The sequence below is a fragment of the Ekhidna sp. genome, from assembly GCF_040223195.1.
Classification (GTDB): Bacteria; Bacteroidota; Bacteroidia; order Cytophagales; family Cyclobacteriaceae; genus Ekhidna.
Map to the genome: position 1 here is coordinate 391,996 of NZ_JAVKDX010000022.1, position 15,986 is coordinate 407,981.

Below are 15,986 nucleotides of genomic sequence, written 5' to 3' on the forward strand. Positions count from 1 at the left end.
TTATCCGTTTCCATCCCCCGAATCCTTAAAGAATCGGTCGTATTCATCCACTTTCTCATCCGGCGGAAGATCATCTTCCCGATCTCTCGGATTGTATCGGAGTACTTTGAATTCTGTGCGTCTGTTTCGCTGATGCTCTTCTTCTGTCTGAGCGTTTTTCACAATCAATTGAGTTTCTCCATAGCCTTTGGCCACAATTCGCTCAGCAGCTACACCCTCATTGATGATATATCTTACCGCTGACTGAGCCCTTTTTCTTGAAAGATCAAGGTTGTAATCATCAGGTGCCCGACTATCCGTATGCGATCCCAGCTCAATATAAATATCAGGGTTATCATTCATGATTTGAACGAGGGAATCAAGTACCAATGCTGCGTCAGGACGTATGTTAAACTTGTCCAGATCATAGTAGATATTGTCAAGGACAATGGCTTTCTCCAATACGATCGGATCCATCATGATCTTGGTCTCAAAATTTACATTGGTAATGAATTCCGTGAGCGTTGTTTTATCCACGGTTTTCCCTACGGTAGTGAAATCATTCCGAACGGTGAAGTAGTCTGTTTTTTCCCCAATTAAATCGTAATGCTCCTCCGGATAGACCCTGAAATTGAATTTTCCGTCCGCACCTGTAAATGCCTCATCCAGGACATCCCCATTGTCAGCGGTCAGTGAAACTTTGGTATTTGGAAGGATGATCTCCTGGCCTGCATCATCGGTGGTTACGGTGATCCCCGTTAAGAAATAATTTACAATTCGAAGGTCAGGATCATCATTGATGTAGGTATATATGTCGTCATCTCCCTTGCCTCCTTTTCTGTTGGAAGTAAAAAAGCCTTTCTGCAAATCAAACTGATACAATCCAAAGTCATCGGCTGATGAGCTCATTGGCTCTCCCAGATTCTCAATGGTCACCTTACCTCCTTCCCTCACGGCCCTGAACATATCCAGCTTTCCAAATCCGGGGTGGCCATCTGAAGAAAAATACAGACTTCCATCTTCACTTATGTAAGGAAACACATCATCTCCTGTGCTATTTATTTCTGGCCCCAGGTTCCTTACATCTACCCATCTACCTCTACGGTTTACTTTGGCTTGATACAAGTCTGCGCCACCATATCCATCCGGCCTGGTGGAAGAGAAGTAGAGTGTGGTACCATCCGGGCTAAATGCAGGTGTAGAATCCCAGGCTTCTGCCACATTGATTGAAAGCGGAACGGGCTCTGACCAGCGACCATTCCGATATCTTGTAAAAAACAAATTCACCTCGCTATAGCCCTTTGCCTTGCCATTATTTCCTTTGGCAAAAATCATGGAAGTGCCATCTGCGGAGATGGCAACAGAACCCTCATTGGTATCTACGTGATTGATGATCGGATCGAGTGCGTCGAGTGTACTGATATTTACGTTTGCCCCCTTTGATGCTACCCGATAAATGTCCGTAAACGGAGTGCCGGTGGTTCGGTAGATTTTGCCCCCTTCCCGATTGCTGGTGAAGTAAAGAAATCCCTGACTGTAAACCGGTGAATACTCCGCCTGCTCAGTATTGATATCTTCCAGGTTTTTTACGCGATAGTAACTGTCCTTCTCTTTCAGATCATCAATTTTCCTCAAATTCTCAAGCTCCTTCTCCGCCAGTTTTTTTACTTTCTCATCTCTGGCTCGTGGCACATATTTGTCAAGTACTTTCTGAGCTTCGTCATATTTCTGCTCTACTTTCAGACCTTGCGCCAGGTACAGATTTGCCTCCTCTGGGGCTCCTTCTTTCAAGGCTGCCTGATAAAATGGGATGGATTCTACCAGCCTGTTGGATTTGCGATAGGCATCCCCCACCATCATGTTTTCCTCAGGTGAGTTTTTTCCTGGTGAGTCTCCAAGCTTTGATATGACTGCATCAAACTCTGCGTTGTTCATGCTCTTTTCAAGTGAGCAACCAAACGCTAAAGTGATGATTCCGATAAATAGAAAGATTCTCCGCATACGATTAAAACGAACAAGCACCAAAAGTGATTTTTCTTAACTCAGGTTAATAATCCTTGAAAATTAGCTAAACCTGAAACAAGAAGCGAACCAAAAGCCCTATTGAAAATATCTTTTCACCCAGGTTTGGCCGCTTTCTTTGAGCCAGCCGGATCGAAAAGCCGCGACATTTTGGACTGTATTATCAAAAACCAACGTCTCCGGGGTAATCACCTGTTCTTGCGCTTGTATTTTCAATTGATTGAAGGGATAAAGGTTTATGGTCTCTCCTTGCAGAAAGGCTACCTGACTGGTGGTCATGAAAGAGATTCTAAGCTCATTTTCCAAGGCCTTTATCAAATGTACGGAAGCATCAATACTGCAGCCGCTTGCCTGGCTAAACGACTCATCTACCGAAATGATCAAAAACTGATCATACTCCACAGAAAAAGAGGCCTTCAGGTCATTGCCATGGGCTTGCCACTGATTCAAAAATGTTTTGGTATTCGCCTCTACAAACTCAACCTCCTGAGCGGTCAATTTTCGCTCGGCCTGGTAAATCCAAAGCCTGGCGTGATCGGGCATCTGTTCGAAAGGAATCAACATATCAATTCAAACCTTCTGACTCTGCGATGAGTTCCGCCAAATCCTTCACCTTCACCGAATCTTCTTTTTCCTTGTTTTTAATACCATCAGACATCATGGTCATACAGAATGGACATGCCACAGCAATGGTATCTGCTCCAGTTTCCAAGGCCTCTTCGGTTCGCTCTATATTGATCTCTTTATTGCCTGGTTCGGCATCCTTAAACATCTGAGCGCCACCAGCCCCACAGCACAAGCCTTTGGTTTTGCATCTTTTCATCTCCACCAACTCTGCATCCAGGGCTTCCAGAACCGCTCTTGGGGCAGAATATACGTTATTTGCTCTGCCAAGAAAGCAGGAATCATGATAGGTGATACGACGGCCTTTAAATTCACCACCACCTTTCAGCTCTACCTTACCTTCGTTGATCAGTCCTTGCAAAAACTGAGAGTGATGGATCACATCATAATTTCCACCAAGCTCTGGATACTCGTTTTTCAGTGTATTGAAACAATGTGGACAGGCCGTTACAATTTTCGTTATTTCATAGCCATTCAGCACCTGTATATTGGCCATGGCCTGCATTTGAAACAAGAACTCGTTTCCCGCTCTTCTGGCAGGATCTCCTGTGCAGGTTTCCTCTGGGCCAAGCACGGCGAATTTTATACCCACTTTATTGAGGATTTTTACAAACGCTTTGGTGACGCTTTTGTACCGGTCATCGTATGATCCGGCACAGCCTACCCAAAATAAGACCTCCGGTTTTTCTCCTTTGGCTGCTAAGTCTGCTACTGTTGGTGTTTGAATTTCACTCATTTTCCTTCTTTTAATTCAGTTGCCCAATTAAATCTATCCTGCACGCCAAACTTCCATGGTGCAAAGTTGGTCTCCACATTTTGAAACATGGCATTCCAGGAGTCAGGTGCGCCTGATTCCTCCATCGCCACATACCTTCTGATCTGAAGTATGATATCCAGTGGGTTAATATTTACCGGACATGCTTCCACACAGGCATTGCAATTGGTACATGCATTGATCTCTTCTTTGGTGATGTAGTCCCCCAATAGTGACTTTCCATCATCCAATCCATTCTTGCCCACATCCTCCAATCGGTCCCTGGTATCCATCATAATTTTTCTTGGAGACAATTTTTTGCCTGTAAGATTGGCAGGGCACTCGGATGTACATCTGCCACATTCCGTACAGGAATAGGCGTCCATTAAATTCTTCCAGGTAAGGTCATTTACATCTTTTGCTCCAAACCTCATACCCTCGGGTGGAGGAGCGGTATCCCCTTCTACAGGCATCCCAAGCATGATCTTCACTTCATTGGTGATCTCGTTCATGTTATTCATTTTGCCCTTTGGATCAAGGCGACTGTAATAGGTATTGGGGAATGCAAGGAAAATATGCAGGTGTTTGGAGTAAGTCACATAAAGTGCAAAAGCAAAAATTCCAACAATGTGAAACCACCAAGCTGCCCTCTCCACGAAAATAAGAGAGCCAGTATCTAGCTGATCCAGCCAGGCAAACATTGCCGAGCTAAAAAAGAACGAGCCCGTTTCGATATAATGATTTGCACCTCTGGTTTGAAGCAACTGATCTGCACCATTCATGGCAAGGATTGCGATCATCAGAAGGGATTCGATGATGAGTATAAGGTTTGCATCCAGCGAAGGCCATCCCACCATTTCAATCTTCTTAAAGCGATTGATCCACAGCACATTTCTTCGAATAAGGAATACGATGCAGGAGAAAAGGACACCTACAGCGAGAAATTCAAAGAAATTGATCATTGCTGTGTAAATACTTCCCAACAATGGGGCTGCTATTCGGTGTGTTCCGAATACCCCATCAATGATGATTTCCAACACTTCGATATTGATGAGGATAAAGCCCACATAAATCAATAAATGCAGAAAGGCTGGTATAGGTCGTTTGAACATTTTCTTCTGACCAAAAGCCACCAAAATCATGTTCTTCAAGCGCTCTCCTGTATTATCCGAAAGATCAACATTCTTTCCCAGCCGGATATTGCCTGATATTTTCCTGATTCTCCTGAAAATGAGGAATCCGAAAAAACCTGCGATGAGCACGAAAACGATTTGAGGGATATATTCCATAATGCTTCTAAAAATTCCTTATACGAACTTCAATTTAAATTTTGCCTTTTCAAAGAAATACCTACTTTTGCCAACCCAAAATTTGGTGCTGTAGCTCAGTTGGTAGAGCATCGGACTGAAAATCCGTGAGTCGGTGGTTCGAATCCACTCAGCACCACTTTTGACCAAGCCACTCTTTTTTTAAGGGTGGCTTTTTCTTTACACCTTTCACAGATTTGAAAATCCGTGAGTCGGTGGGTTGAGCGCAACTCCGATTGACGCCAGCCCGGTCGATCCACTCAGCACCACTTTTGACCTAGCCACTCTCTCTAGAGTGGCTTTTTTATTTCCATCCATTTCTCACCAACTGTTTCTACCGTTTCTTAAAACTATCCAAAAATCATTTGGTATTCCAGACCCTCGAAGATAAATCAAAACTTCAATTTAGTATGCATGCATACTATTTTAGAAACTTTTTAAATAAGCCTTTCGTAATTAAATACCGATCGGTATATTTGTAACATGGCCAGAAATCCGGAACTAACCCGTCAGCTAATCATCGACAAGGCGCTACCAATCTTTAACACGAAGGGGTATGCTGCTGCGTCCATCTCCGACATCACCGCTGCAACAGGTATCACTAAGGGGGCCATTTATGGAAATTTTAAAAATAAAGATGAAGTAGCCACTGCGGCCTTTGAGCAAGGGGTGCAGATCGTGACGGGGGAAATTGCCAAGCGGGTCAGGAACGAAGCAACAGCACCTGCCAAGCTCAACTCGATTGTTGATTTTTATGAAGAATATCTCAAAGAACCGCCTATTCCTGGAGGATGCCCGGTTTTAAATTCATCCATAGAAGCCGATGATAGCCTTCCTTTCCTTCGATCCAAGGTGATCCGATCTATCGCATTGATGAAAGATTCTTTGATCAAGATTGTAAATCGGGGGATTCTGGAAGGACAGATTAAGCGGGATGTAGATGCAGAAGAATTTGCCAACTTCTTTTATTCAACTATCGAAGGAGTGATCTCCTTGTCCAGGATAGAAGGAGATGGAAGGTCATTTGGGTTTGTAAAGCGATTCATTCAAAAACAGATTAAGGAAATAAGTATTTAAAAAAATTTATTCAATAAAATACCGATTGGTATATTACGTTATGGTTACTCACATAGAAATAAAAGGAGAAGATATCAGCCGGCCTGCTGAGCGGCCTCCAAAGACCAACTGGAAAATCGAGATTATAAAAAAAGGTTTAGGGCTTTTGCAACACGCATCCCCGAAGAAATCCGCCTCAATTATATGGCATTACTTTACCATGCCTGGGCGCGTGGGATATACCGAATCCCAGCGGCAAATTATTCGGGATGCTGAGGTGTTTCAAACATGCTATAAAGGAGACATTATCAAGCATTACAGATGGGGTCAGTCTGGTAGGAAAGTTTTGCTGTGTCATGGTTGGAGGTCCAAAGCTGCTGATTTCAGAAGGATGATCAACAAGCTGCTATCAGAGGGGTATCAGGTAGAAGCTATAGATATGCGTGCCCATGGAAACTCCCAGGGCAAGCACACTGCAATGCCGGAGTTTAGGGATATTATTAAAAATCATATAGCCAAAAATGGCCCTTATGATTCAGTAATAGCACATTCTATTGGAGCTCTTGCTTCTGGTATTGCGCTAAGCGAGCTAGGATCGGCCTTTCAGCCAAAGCATTTTTATGTGATTGCCGCCCCTCCCTTTATCAGATACTTTTTCAAGGATATTGTAACCGATGTGGGTTGCAATGAATCCGTTTACAACGCTATGTGCAGCTTGGTGAAAGAACATTTTCATCAACCTATCGATTACTTTGATCTTCGACTCAAGACAAATGATCTCAAAAACATCAATACTCATCTATTTTACTGTGAAGATGATAAGGTCGTTCCTTTCTCCAGAGGTGAGGAGCTTGAGCATACCTGGCCTCATGCCTCATTTGTGCATGTAAAGGGACTTGGGCACTACAAAATCATGGCAAATGACTCAATCATCAACTACATCCTGAATGCTATGAGGAAATAGAATTAATCTATTTAACGCCCTTGATCCCCATCACTTCTTTGGGGCTAAGGTGACGAAACTTTCCACGAGGAAGGTTCTTTTTGGTGAGCTGGGCAAACATCACCCGATCAAGTTTCTTGACCTGGTATCCAAGGTGTTCAAAAATTCTCCTTACGATCCTGTTTCGACCGATATGGATTTCTATGCCCAGTACTTTGTTGTCATCGCCAAGAAGTGCCAGCTCATTTACAGTGGCCGGGCCATCCTCCAGCATCACTCCTTTTAGGATAGCGTCAAAATCATCTTTCGTGATTGGTTTGTCGAGCTCTACCTGATAGATCTTTTTTACTTTGTGAGATGGATGCGTTAGTTTCTTCGCAGTTTCTCCATCATTGGTGAATAGGAGCAATCCTGTTGTGTCCTTGTCCAGCCTTCCTACCGGATAGATGCGCTCTTTGCACGCTTTACCCACTAATTCCATCACGGTCTTCTTGGCGTGTGGATCTTTGGTGGTAGTGACATACCCTCGTGGCTTGTTCAAAAGCACATATTGATGAGTCTCGGATTTTAGCTTTTGCCCTTTGTACTCCACAAGATCTGTTTTTTTGACCTTATAGCCCATCTCAGTGACTACTTTCCCATTCACTTTGATCTTGCCCGCAGCGATCAGGTTGTCGGCTTCTCTTCTGGAACATACACCAGCATTGGCCACAAATCGGTTTAGCCTAATATCTGCAGGTTTCTGGGTTTCCTTTTTGTTGGGGCGTTTCATGGGTTCGGTTATTCCTTCTCCTCTCCGATGGAGTTTTCCTCGGCGGCAAAGTCTTTAGGGGTGGGGAGTTCTTTTAGATCATTGATGCCAAAGTAATCCATAAACTTCTGGCTGGTGCCGTAAAGAAGCGGCCTGCCCACTCCATCCGATTTTCCTTTGATCTCCACCAGCTCTTTTTCGAGTAGCTTTTGAATGGCATAATCACAACTCACTCCGCGAATTTGCTCAGCTTCGCTTTTGGTAATTGGTTGCTTATAAGCAATGATCGAGAGGGTTTCTAATGCGGAATTTGAAAGTCTTTTTTTGGATTGCTGCTTAAGCAAGATTCCTATACTGGCCTGGTATGCCGGCTTGGTAAGGAATTGATATCCTCCTCCGGACTTCACCAATTCCATCGAGAAGTCGTCGGCTTTGAATTTTTCTTCGATTTTATCCAGCCCGTTTGAAATGTCCTCCACAGGAACGTCTGCATCGAACATTTCCTTGAGGCAATCCTGAATTTCCTCTTCTGTGATGGGCTTGGGGGAGCAAAAAACTAATGCCTGAATATGATTGGCCAGGTAATCCATTAGGCCTGTCTGTTCAGCTTCGCATCTATGCTTTGAGTTGTGTGTGGTACTGCTCTCAACCTTTCCTTGGAAATCAATTTGCCTGTATCTACACAAGTGCCATAGGTTCCGTTTTTGATGCGGACAAGTGCATTTTCAAGGTTATTGATAAACTTTTGCTGACGCCCGGCCAGCTGGCTTATGTGCTCCTTCTCCGCTGTGTCAGCACCATCTTCCAGCGTTTTCACGGAGGAGAAGCTATCGCCGCTATCATCCGCTTCCCGGTTGAGTGATGATTTTAAGGTATTGAGCTCTTCTCTTGCCTTTTCCAGTTTCTGAAGAATCAATTCTTCAAATTCTTTAAGCTCCTCGTCTGAATATCTTGTCTTTTCGCTCATGGCAGGTGCAGTTTTTAAATTCTTACAACGTAAAAAACATGCGAAAATACTCAGGTTGATGCACAATTAATAATTGGATAAATCCAAATTAGGGAAAAGATCAAAAATCCCGTCCCACTACAACTGTCTCTTTAATGGTCTCTGAATTTCCGCTGCTATCATATATTTCGAATAGGATAAGGTAGTAACCCATTCGAGCCATATTGCCCCCATTGGTATCGCCATCCCATCGCAAAAAACCTGTGGTGGATAGAAGTTCACCCTGGGCAAGATTCTTCACCAATCGGCCGGTTTGATCGTAGATATTTATATTGGCAAATTTTCCAGGCTGATCAAATTGATAATTGATAGTGGTGAAATCCCTGCCCGAACCGGAGTTGCCAGGGATAAATACCTTTGGATCAACGGTGACCTTGCCCGCCTGAGCGTTGGTACCGAATGCCTGAGAGTTTTCATACCCCGGGGTTGCGAAACCGACTGTACTTGATGCAGATCGCCAATTGTCCGGATTATTGGTGGATTCTTCATAGGAAACCCTTTCTAGCGAAACACCATCCACGCTTTCCAGCAGGTTGTAGTGAAACTCTTCATCATAGAAGAATTGCTCTGCAACATCGCCCATCGCATTGATCAAGACCACATTTCCTGTGTCATTTGAATATGTAGGAAAGGGGGTTAATTCAAAGAACTTATCGGAAGCTCCTTTGGGATAGTTATTGAATAATGTTTCCGGATCTTCGGTGAATACCAGAAAATCGCGCGGGTTTAAAACCAACTCCTCCTCTGAAAGGATCACCTGATCATCCAGGCCTTCTTCATCCAGTCTTGCCAGCTGCCAGTTTTTCAGTGTGATGAAGTTGTCAGAATTGTTGTAAATCTCCACGAAATCAACTCCATTGGTCCGTGGATTAAATAGCACCTCACTCAACAAAATCTCGCCCTCAATTGCCACTATGGGTAACGCAAAGACAACTTCATCCTCTGACACCTCATTTCCATTGCAATCTGTCACATTTGACACGGAGAGGGTGTATCGCTCATTCTCGGTCAGGGTGGTATTAAGTGTCACATAGATCACATTGGGAGACTCAGGCAGTAATTCTGAAGTCTGCACATCTATTTCAGGTGAAAATGAATAGGTAATCCCCGAAACACTCTGAGGATTCAACTTTTCGCTAAAAAGTAACTTGAGCAAACCGGATGAAATCGCAGTGGCTTTAATAAGGCTTGGAGGCATATTATCCGGCACACTGCCGGGGTTGTTCACAGAATTTTCAGCACCCGGGGTTCCTCCACTGGGATTGATGGAACTTGTCCAGTTTGCCCCACTTTCCACACATGGGTTGGTCAGGTCGATCATTTCCAGGGTATATCCACCATCTGATCTGCTTTCCTCATGCCATTCGGGGTTGTAAGTGATAGAGAAAATAAGGCCATTGGCATTTGCAAGGATCAGCTGCTCACCGCCATTGCTGAGTGATGGGAAACTCGAGACACCCACTGCATTGGAAAATTCAGAAGCTCCTGAATTTGAGGTCAACACCTTGTATTCCCAGGGATTGAGGTTAAATACTGGCAAAGTAGTAGATCCTGTTGCATCAATTAATTCAACTCCTTCAGAAGAAATTACATCACCTGAAGCATTGAATACCTCGATAAACTCCCGCTCCGGCAGGCCAACAGATGGGTCTTCGTCAAAAAGGATTTCGGTGATCAGCAGTTCATTAAAAGAAGGTGACCTGCCAAAACCGAAAGTAAGAGTCGTTTCCTCCAGCCCATTTCCCCAGCAATCTTCAACATCTGAAAGTGTCAACTCGTAGGTCTCTCCGAGGGTAATGGATTCAATGAAAGTGATCTCTACGGAGGTGGGGAATTCGCCCTCTACGATTACCTGATCAATGGTGAGCCCCGATGCTGCATAAGAAGCCGAGAGTAAACTTGTGGCATCCATCACTTCCGAAAAGTTGATGATTAGTGAGGTGGTAAATCCAAATGATGAAATAGCAGGTGGCGTGGTGTCGGGCGAGTCGTCAAAAACTGAATTTTGAGTGCCAGGCGTACCGCCGGAAGGGTTGGTCGAAGGAGTGTAACTGTCAATTGATATGCAAGGGTTGTTGGGATTGATGAGTTCTAAGGAAATCCCATCCTCGATGAGGCTACTTGGGTAAGTGATTTCACTAAGGATTTCATCGCTATTATTTCGAATAATTACCGCATCCTCTGAGGTAGAATTAAAATTTGGAAAATTATCAACACCAATCACATTACCAAATGATTCAAATCCTAAGACAAAATCCACATCAGTAATAATCAGGTAGGCATTTGGTTCCAAAACATATGAACCCAAAGGATCAGAAATGCCGCTAACAGAATTGTCTTTGACAGTCCATCCGGAGAGTTGAATATATTTTTCTGATCTGTTAAAAAGTTCAACAAAATCTGCTTCTGGAAATGATGTGGCAGGTGAGGGGTCTGCCAAAAACTCATTGATCACCACATCCCCTGGCTCGGCATCTTCTATCACCAAATATTGAAAGTCGGACTGTGAGTTCGCTGCAATTGGGTTTCCGCTTTCATCTTGCACATTATTCACTGTGAGTATATAATTGGCGCCATTGGTGAAGGGTGGAGTGGTGGTGAGGTGGACGATTCTGAGGTCAGCATCCTGTACAGCGCTGGTCACTGAAATCCCGCCCGTAAGGCTGTAGTTTCCAGCCACTTGCGAGGTAGTGGGATCTACATTTTCACTAAACTGTACATCTAGCTGGGTGGCAGAAACCGCCGTGACAGATTGAACGGTGGGAGGGGTAGTGTCCAGAACTGGGGTAGTCTCTACAGAAACATTGTCAAAAAAGAAATTGTCATTGTTAGTTTGAGAATGATTAACAAGAAAACCAAAATTGGAACCAGAGGCATGATCCAAATTTTGAACTGAGCCAATAGTTTCAAAGGATGTTCCACCTGAATTATCTGCTTCAAGAGTCCACATGCCAGTACTTGTGCGAGTAATTCTAATTGTTACATTAAGTATTGCGGAAACAAGATTCTCTGAGTCATCTATAATTTTTCCGCTAGTTGTACTGTAAAAATCAATACCATCTTCAGAACCATTTTCTCCCATTCTTATATAATAGCCTGAAGGCCCATCCAATAAATCAGATTTGTCACTTACTATATAAACTTCGATGTAATTATTGATGCTTGGCGAGCCACCGGTGTATCTCGCATTAAATGACCAAGTGACATCATTGTTATTCAGGTCAACTCCCATATCCGTGCTTATATAGATTAATGACTGACTGGCAGGGCCACTATTCTGTAGCTCGCCTGCTGATATGACAAAATCAGCACCACCTGAAAGCTGAGAAGGTATCCAGGTAAATGGCATACCATCGCTAAAATCCCCATCGCTAAAATCATCAGTGACCTGGCATATGGAAAGGGTATGTATTAAAATACCTACTGCAAAAAGTAGGCTTCTTAAGGTTAGCATTCGACTCACAGGTTAAATGTAGTAGTTTTGTTATAGAAAGTTTTAACTATTGATTTTAAGGTAATATGAAGGTTGCAGTAGTAGGAGCCAGTGGGCTTGTGGGCCAAAAGATGCTCCAGATCATGTCAGAAAGAAATTTTCCGGTAGAGGAGCTCCTACCGGTAGCATCAGAGCGCTCCATTGGTAAAACGATCACTTACAATGGAAAGGATTATGCCATCATTTCCATGGAAGATGCGATTGCCGCCAAACCTGACATTGCCCTTTTTTCTGCGGGCGGTTCTGTTTCATTGGAGTTTGCACCAAAATTTGCCGAAGTGGGCACAGTGGTCATAGACAACTCTTCAGCCTGGAGAATGGACCCCACAAAAAAACTGGTGGTACCGGAAGTTAACGGCCATGTCCTCAGAATCGACGATCGGATCATCGCTAACCCAAATTGCTCCACCATCCAGATGGTGATAGCGCTGAAGCCACTCCATGATGAATTCAAAATCCAGCGAATAGTCGTCTCAACCTATCAATCAGTGACCGGATCGGGCAAGGGTGCAGTAGATCAACTGGAGGGCGAGCGATCGGGCAAAGACATCCAAAAAGTATATCCTCACAAAATAGACATGAATGCGCTTCCTCACATTGATGTATTTCTGGAAAATGGATACACCAAAGAGGAGATGAAAATGGTGAACGAAACCAAAAAAATCATGGGAGATGATTCCATTAAAGTGACTTCTACCTGTGTAAGAATTCCCACAATGGGCGGTCACTCAGAAGCAATCAATGTCGAGTTTGAAAAGGAATATACCCTGGAGCAGATCTATTCTATCCTCGATAAAGCACATGGTGTGACTGTGGTAGACAATCCGGACAATAATGAATACCCAATGCCGCTGATAGCACATGATAAAGATGATGTATTTGTGGGCAGGATCAGAAGGGATGAGACCCAGCCGAAGACCCTGAATATGTGGGTGGTGTCTGACAACCTGCGCAAGGGTGCGGCGACCAACGCAATCCAGATTGCGGAGTACATGTTGCAGCACAGTTTGGTATACTAAATTCTAGTATGGATGATCGATTGGATTTTCTTTCTCAGGATGCGGTCAAGGCATTCATCAAAGAAAATCAGAACGCTGATCCCAGCCAACTAATCCTGAACCCACCCTCCGGATTTAAGGAACATATCAAAGAAATTTCCAGTCAGATCCTGGCCAGACAAAAAGCAAAAGGTAAGTTGGATAGCTGGTCGGGAAATTTTGACTTGATCATGCCTCCGCCATTATCCATTGAGCAGGCCTCATCAGAAGCTACCTGCGCCTACAAGCAGCAACTTGTCTCCGGCAAGACCCTGATTGATCTGACAGGCGGCATGGGGGTTGACTGTCTGGCTTTGAGCCAAAGTTTCAATCACACCATCTATGTGGAGCAGCAAAAGAATTTGTGTGACCTTTTTGCGCAAAATTCAAACGTACTAGGAAGGGAAATTGATATTGTCCATAACTCTGCGGAAGCCTTTCTAAATGACTACCATGGGGAGCTGGAGGAGACGTTTATCTATCTGGATCCGGCACGAAGGGATGATCATAAAAACAAGGTATTCCGAATCGAAGATTGCTCCCCTGATGTGGCGGAGCTACTTCCGAAATTGGCTGAAAAGGCCAGTAAAGTCCTCATCAAATTTTCCCCGATCCTTGACATAACTTCTATCGTGGAAGCAATTTCTCAGACCAGCGAGGTTCATATCGTTTCCGTGAAAAATGACTGCAAGGAAATTCTGGTTTATATCGATTTTTCGGTGGTGAAAAACCCATCCATCCGTTGTGTGAACCTGGAGTCCAACCAGCCAGATTATCGATTTGATTTTGAAAGCGAGAAGAAGCAGGTAAGCTCATACTCCAACCCAAAAACGTACATCTACGAGCCGAACAGCTCAGTCATGAAGGCTGGCGCATTTAAAAAAGTTGGTGTTGAATTTGGTCTTGAGAAGCTGGAAGAAAACACACACCTGTACACCTCAGACGATGCAATCAGCAGCTTCCCCGGTCGTACTTTCAGGGTGGTGAGCGCGGATGTCAAAAAGGAAATAAGTAAATACGCCCCTGGCGGTAAAATCAATGTCATCACCAGGAATTATCCATTGAGCGCACCTGAGCTTAAGAAAAAGTGGAAACTGAAGGATGGAGGTGATTATTTTCTAATTGCCTTTCGGAACCTCCATAGCAAGCCTCAAATGGTTATCGCTGAGCGGGTTGGTCATTCAAAATAATCCGAAAGGCGGATCCTTTCCCTTTTTCACTATCGGCTTCTATGCGTCCTCCCAGCCGTTTTACAAAATCACTGCATAAAGCCAGACCCAACCCATTCCCTTTCTCGCCGGATGTTCCATTGGTACTTACCAGACCTCCGGTAAAAAGGTTCTCCAAAATCTGCTGACTCATACCAACACCCTGATCCACCACTTCTATCATTTTTACCTTACTCCCTTTAATTGCTTTGATCTTTACCACAGATCCTTTGTGAGAAAATTTTATCGCATTAACGATCAGGTTACGGAGAAGAATCCGGACGATTCCAGGATTAGAGTGTAGCTCAAAATTGTCTCCGATGCTTACCTCCAGTGAAATGTCTTTCTCATCAAGCCGTTCTTTCAATTCATTTTCCAAATCACTTACCACATTCTTGAGTAAAAAATTCTCCTTCACCAGTTCATGCTCCTCCATTTGCCCCTCTGCCCAAAGGAAGATGTTGTTCAAAAGGCTCATCAAGTTGGTGGTCTTCTCTTTTACCTCAGGTAGCAAAGGCTCTATTTCTTCCTTACTGATGAGCTTTTCATTGAACATTTCAATGACCGATGAAACCGACTGAATTGGGGATTTTAAATCATGGGAAACAATCGCAAAAATCTTTGATTTGAATTTATTCAGGTTTTCCAGCTTCCGCTTGCGTATGCCCAACTCACGCACAACCATCACAATGATTGCAATTAAAATTGCAGCAATCACCAGTGCCACTACCAGCCCTTGAATGATCAACTGCCTCTGCTCAGCCAGCTGCTCATTCAACTCACTTTTTGACTCCAGAACCCGCATTTTGAACAGCCGCTGGTAGTAGGCCAGAAGCTCCAGTTCATTGATAGTGGTCACGCTCTGCACACTATCCAGGTACATCTCATGTATTTGTTGCTTTTTATAAGCTTCCCTGTAATTTCCGATCGCTCCGTAGCACTTCGACAGGGTTTTGCTGGTGATGTAAATGAGTTCTTTCACTCCACTCTCCGCGGACATTTCGAAGGCCTGATTGGCAGAGATTAACGCTTGGCCTTTGTCCCCTTTAAACAGTTGGATCTCCGCATTGAGCTGGTTTGCCCGGATAATACCTCGGCGACTATCGAATTTCCTTGCATTTTCAAAAGTCAATTCTAGCAGGGAATCTGCCTCTTCAATATCTCCCTCTTTGAAACTTAGCTCGGCCAGATTAAAGAAATAAATGGAGTGAAGATGCTCAAACCGGGGATCCAGGTATTCTGAAGCACTCTTTAAGTACCGATGTGCAGAATCGTAATAATTAAGATCTAAAAAGGCCTTCCCAATATTATTATTTATGGCAAAGAGTCGGAAAGTATCGCCCTTGGATTTCTTTTGAAGTTCAAGCTCAGACTTATAGTATCCAATAGCATCCAGGTCCAAACCAGAGGCCGCATACACATTCCCAATATTTCCAAGATTCTTGGCCATGATCGACTCAAAATTGTTGAGCTCGGAGAGTTGGAGTGAGGCCTGAATTTTCTGAAGCGCTTCCATCTGATTGCCCAAAGACCAATGGGCGCTCCCAATTCTGTTGAGCGAAAGTGCGATAAGTGAATCATTCTTGAGGTCGGAGGCAATCGTGTGGGCTTCAGTTGCATATTGCAAACTCTGCTGCGGCTGATCGTATAATAGCGAATCACACGAATGGATGAGATCGGTGAAAGCAGCTAATCTACTGCCCTGCTGTTGTGCAACAATGTACTGGACGATGCACAACGACGCTATCGTAAGGGTGAGCCGGGTGAGTTTCACGATGAGAAGTTAGGCCGTTTTTGCCTTTTACA

Annotated in this window: 13 protein-coding genes and 1 tRNA gene; 5 read left to right on the top strand and 9 right to left on the bottom strand. The window is 44.0% G+C overall.

The genetic code is table 11. From position 1 onward, the window contains the following. The 4 genes from RLN88_RS15435 to RLN88_RS15450 all read right to left on the bottom strand — a co-directional run bounded on the left by RLN88_RS15435 (position 1) and on the right by RLN88_RS15450 (position 4,668). The gene (locus RLN88_RS15435) at positions 1–1,980 is read right to left on the bottom strand and encodes a CHU_0125 family OmpA-like outer membrane integrity protein (RefSeq protein WP_350222314.1); all 1,980 of its coding nucleotides are present in this window, start codon (positions 1,978–1,980) and stop codon (positions 1–3) included. A gap of 99 nt (positions 1,981–2,079) precedes the next feature. Next, positions 2,080–2,565, bottom strand: a complete 486-nt coding sequence (locus tag RLN88_RS15440) for a hypothetical protein (RefSeq protein ID WP_350222315.1) — start codon at positions 2,563–2,565, stop codon at positions 2,080–2,082. 1 nt (position 2,566) lies between these two features. Then, entirely contained in the window at positions 2,567–3,361 is a 795-nt protein-coding gene (locus tag RLN88_RS15445; RefSeq protein WP_350222316.1) for a (Fe-S)-binding protein, read from the bottom strand. After that, positions 3,358–4,668 carry a 4Fe-4S dicluster domain-containing protein gene (locus tag RLN88_RS15450; protein WP_350222317.1) on the bottom strand — a complete coding sequence of 437 codons (1,311 nt, stop codon included), beginning with the start codon at positions 4,666–4,668 and terminating at the stop codon, positions 3,358–3,360. Before RLN88_RS15450 ends, RLN88_RS15445 begins: the two co-directional genes overlap by 4 nt. Before the next feature lie 84 nt (positions 4,669–4,752). Here RLN88_RS15450 and RLN88_RS15455 point away from each other — a divergent pair. The 3 genes from RLN88_RS15455 to RLN88_RS15465 all read left to right on the top strand — a co-directional run bounded on the left by RLN88_RS15455 (position 4,753) and on the right by RLN88_RS15465 (position 6,706). After that, a tRNA-Phe gene (locus RLN88_RS15455) sits at positions 4,753–4,825 on the top strand. A gap of 344 nt (positions 4,826–5,169) precedes the next feature. Next, entirely contained in the window at positions 5,170–5,763 is a 594-nt protein-coding gene (locus tag RLN88_RS15460; RefSeq protein ID WP_350222318.1) for a TetR/AcrR family transcriptional regulator, read from the top strand. A 40-nt stretch (positions 5,764–5,803) separates the two neighbouring features. Next, positions 5,804–6,706, top strand: a complete 903-nt coding sequence (locus RLN88_RS15465) for an alpha/beta fold hydrolase (RefSeq protein WP_350222319.1) — start codon at positions 5,804–5,806, stop codon at positions 6,704–6,706. 7 nt (positions 6,707–6,713) lie between these two features. Here the strand turns inward: RLN88_RS15465 and RLN88_RS15470 are convergent, their stop codons facing one another. The 4 genes from RLN88_RS15470 to RLN88_RS15485 all read right to left on the bottom strand — a co-directional run bounded on the left by RLN88_RS15470 (position 6,714) and on the right by RLN88_RS15485 (position 11,896). Next, a complete protein-coding gene (locus RLN88_RS15470; protein ID WP_350222320.1) occupies positions 6,714–7,457 on the bottom strand; it encodes a pseudouridine synthase in 744 nt (247 codons plus the stop codon). An 8-nt stretch (positions 7,458–7,465) separates the two neighbouring features. Next, the gene (scpB, locus tag RLN88_RS15475; protein ID WP_350222321.1) at positions 7,466–8,026 is read right to left on the bottom strand and encodes an SMC-Scp complex subunit ScpB; all 561 of its coding nucleotides are present in this window, start codon (positions 8,024–8,026) and stop codon (positions 7,466–7,468) included. Further along, positions 8,026–8,403 carry a TraR/DksA family transcriptional regulator gene (locus tag RLN88_RS15480; RefSeq protein ID WP_350222322.1) on the bottom strand — a complete coding sequence of 126 codons (378 nt, stop codon included), beginning with the start codon at positions 8,401–8,403 and terminating at the stop codon, positions 8,026–8,028. Before RLN88_RS15480 ends, scpB begins: the two co-directional genes overlap by 1 nt. Before the next feature lie 100 nt (positions 8,404–8,503). Continuing rightward, on the bottom strand, positions 8,504–11,896 hold the full coding sequence (locus RLN88_RS15485; protein WP_350222323.1) for a lamin tail domain-containing protein: 3,393 nt from the start codon (positions 11,894–11,896) through the stop codon (positions 8,504–8,506). A 65-nt stretch (positions 11,897–11,961) separates the two neighbouring features. On the opposite strand from RLN88_RS15485, the gene RLN88_RS15490 reads away from it, so the two are divergent. Both RLN88_RS15490 and RLN88_RS15495 read left to right on the top strand, forming a co-directional pair. After that, positions 11,962–12,954, top strand: a complete 993-nt coding sequence (locus tag RLN88_RS15490) for an aspartate-semialdehyde dehydrogenase (RefSeq protein WP_350222324.1) — start codon at positions 11,962–11,964, stop codon at positions 12,952–12,954. Positions 12,955–12,962: 8 nt separating this feature from the next. Then, positions 12,963–14,162, top strand: coding sequence for a class I SAM-dependent methyltransferase (locus tag RLN88_RS15495; protein ID WP_350222325.1), 1,200 nt, complete (start codon positions 12,963–12,965; stop codon positions 14,160–14,162). Here the strand turns inward: RLN88_RS15495 and RLN88_RS15500 are convergent. Then, on the bottom strand, positions 14,131–15,954 hold the full coding sequence (locus RLN88_RS15500) for a tetratricopeptide repeat-containing sensor histidine kinase (RefSeq protein WP_350222326.1): 1,824 nt from the start codon (positions 15,952–15,954) through the stop codon (positions 14,131–14,133). The genes RLN88_RS15495 and RLN88_RS15500 overlap by 32 nt on opposite strands. Positions 15,955–15,986 lie beyond the last annotated feature (32 nt).

Excerpts from the sequence above, each read along its gene's own strand:
- RLN88_RS15485 (WP_350222323.1), bottom strand. The coding sequence starts at position 11,896 with ATGCTAACCTTAAGAAGCCTACTTTTTGCAGTAGGTATTTTAATACAT.
- RLN88_RS15460 (WP_350222318.1), top strand. The coding sequence starts at position 5,170 with ATGGCCAGAAATCCGGAACTAACCCGTCAGCTAATCATCGACAAGGCG.
- RLN88_RS15450 (WP_350222317.1), bottom strand. The coding sequence starts at position 4,668 with ATGGAATATATCCCTCAAATCGTTTTCGTGCTCATCGCAGGTTTTTTC.
- RLN88_RS15440 (WP_350222315.1), bottom strand. The coding sequence starts at position 2,565 with ATGTTGATTCCTTTCGAACAGATGCCCGATCACGCCAGGCTTTGGATT.
- RLN88_RS15445 (WP_350222316.1), bottom strand. The coding sequence starts at position 3,361 with ATGAGTGAAATTCAAACACCAACAGTAGCAGACTTAGCAGCCAAAGGA.
- RLN88_RS15470 (WP_350222320.1), bottom strand. The coding sequence starts at position 7,457 with ATGAAACGCCCCAACAAAAAGGAAACCCAGAAACCTGCAGATATTAGG.
- scpB (WP_350222321.1), bottom strand. The coding sequence starts at position 8,026 with ATGGATTACCTGGCCAATCATATTCAGGCATTAGTTTTTTGCTCCCCC.
- RLN88_RS15490 (WP_350222324.1), top strand. The coding sequence starts at position 11,962 with ATGAAGGTTGCAGTAGTAGGAGCCAGTGGGCTTGTGGGCCAAAAGATG.
- RLN88_RS15465 (WP_350222319.1), top strand. The coding sequence starts at position 5,804 with ATGGTTACTCACATAGAAATAAAAGGAGAAGATATCAGCCGGCCTGCT.
- RLN88_RS15495 (WP_350222325.1), top strand. The coding sequence starts at position 12,963 with ATGGATGATCGATTGGATTTTCTTTCTCAGGATGCGGTCAAGGCATTC.
- RLN88_RS15435 (WP_350222314.1), bottom strand. The coding sequence starts at position 1,980 with ATGCGGAGAATCTTTCTATTTATCGGAATCATCACTTTAGCGTTTGGT.
- RLN88_RS15480 (WP_350222322.1), bottom strand. The coding sequence starts at position 8,403 with ATGAGCGAAAAGACAAGATATTCAGACGAGGAGCTTAAAGAATTTGAA.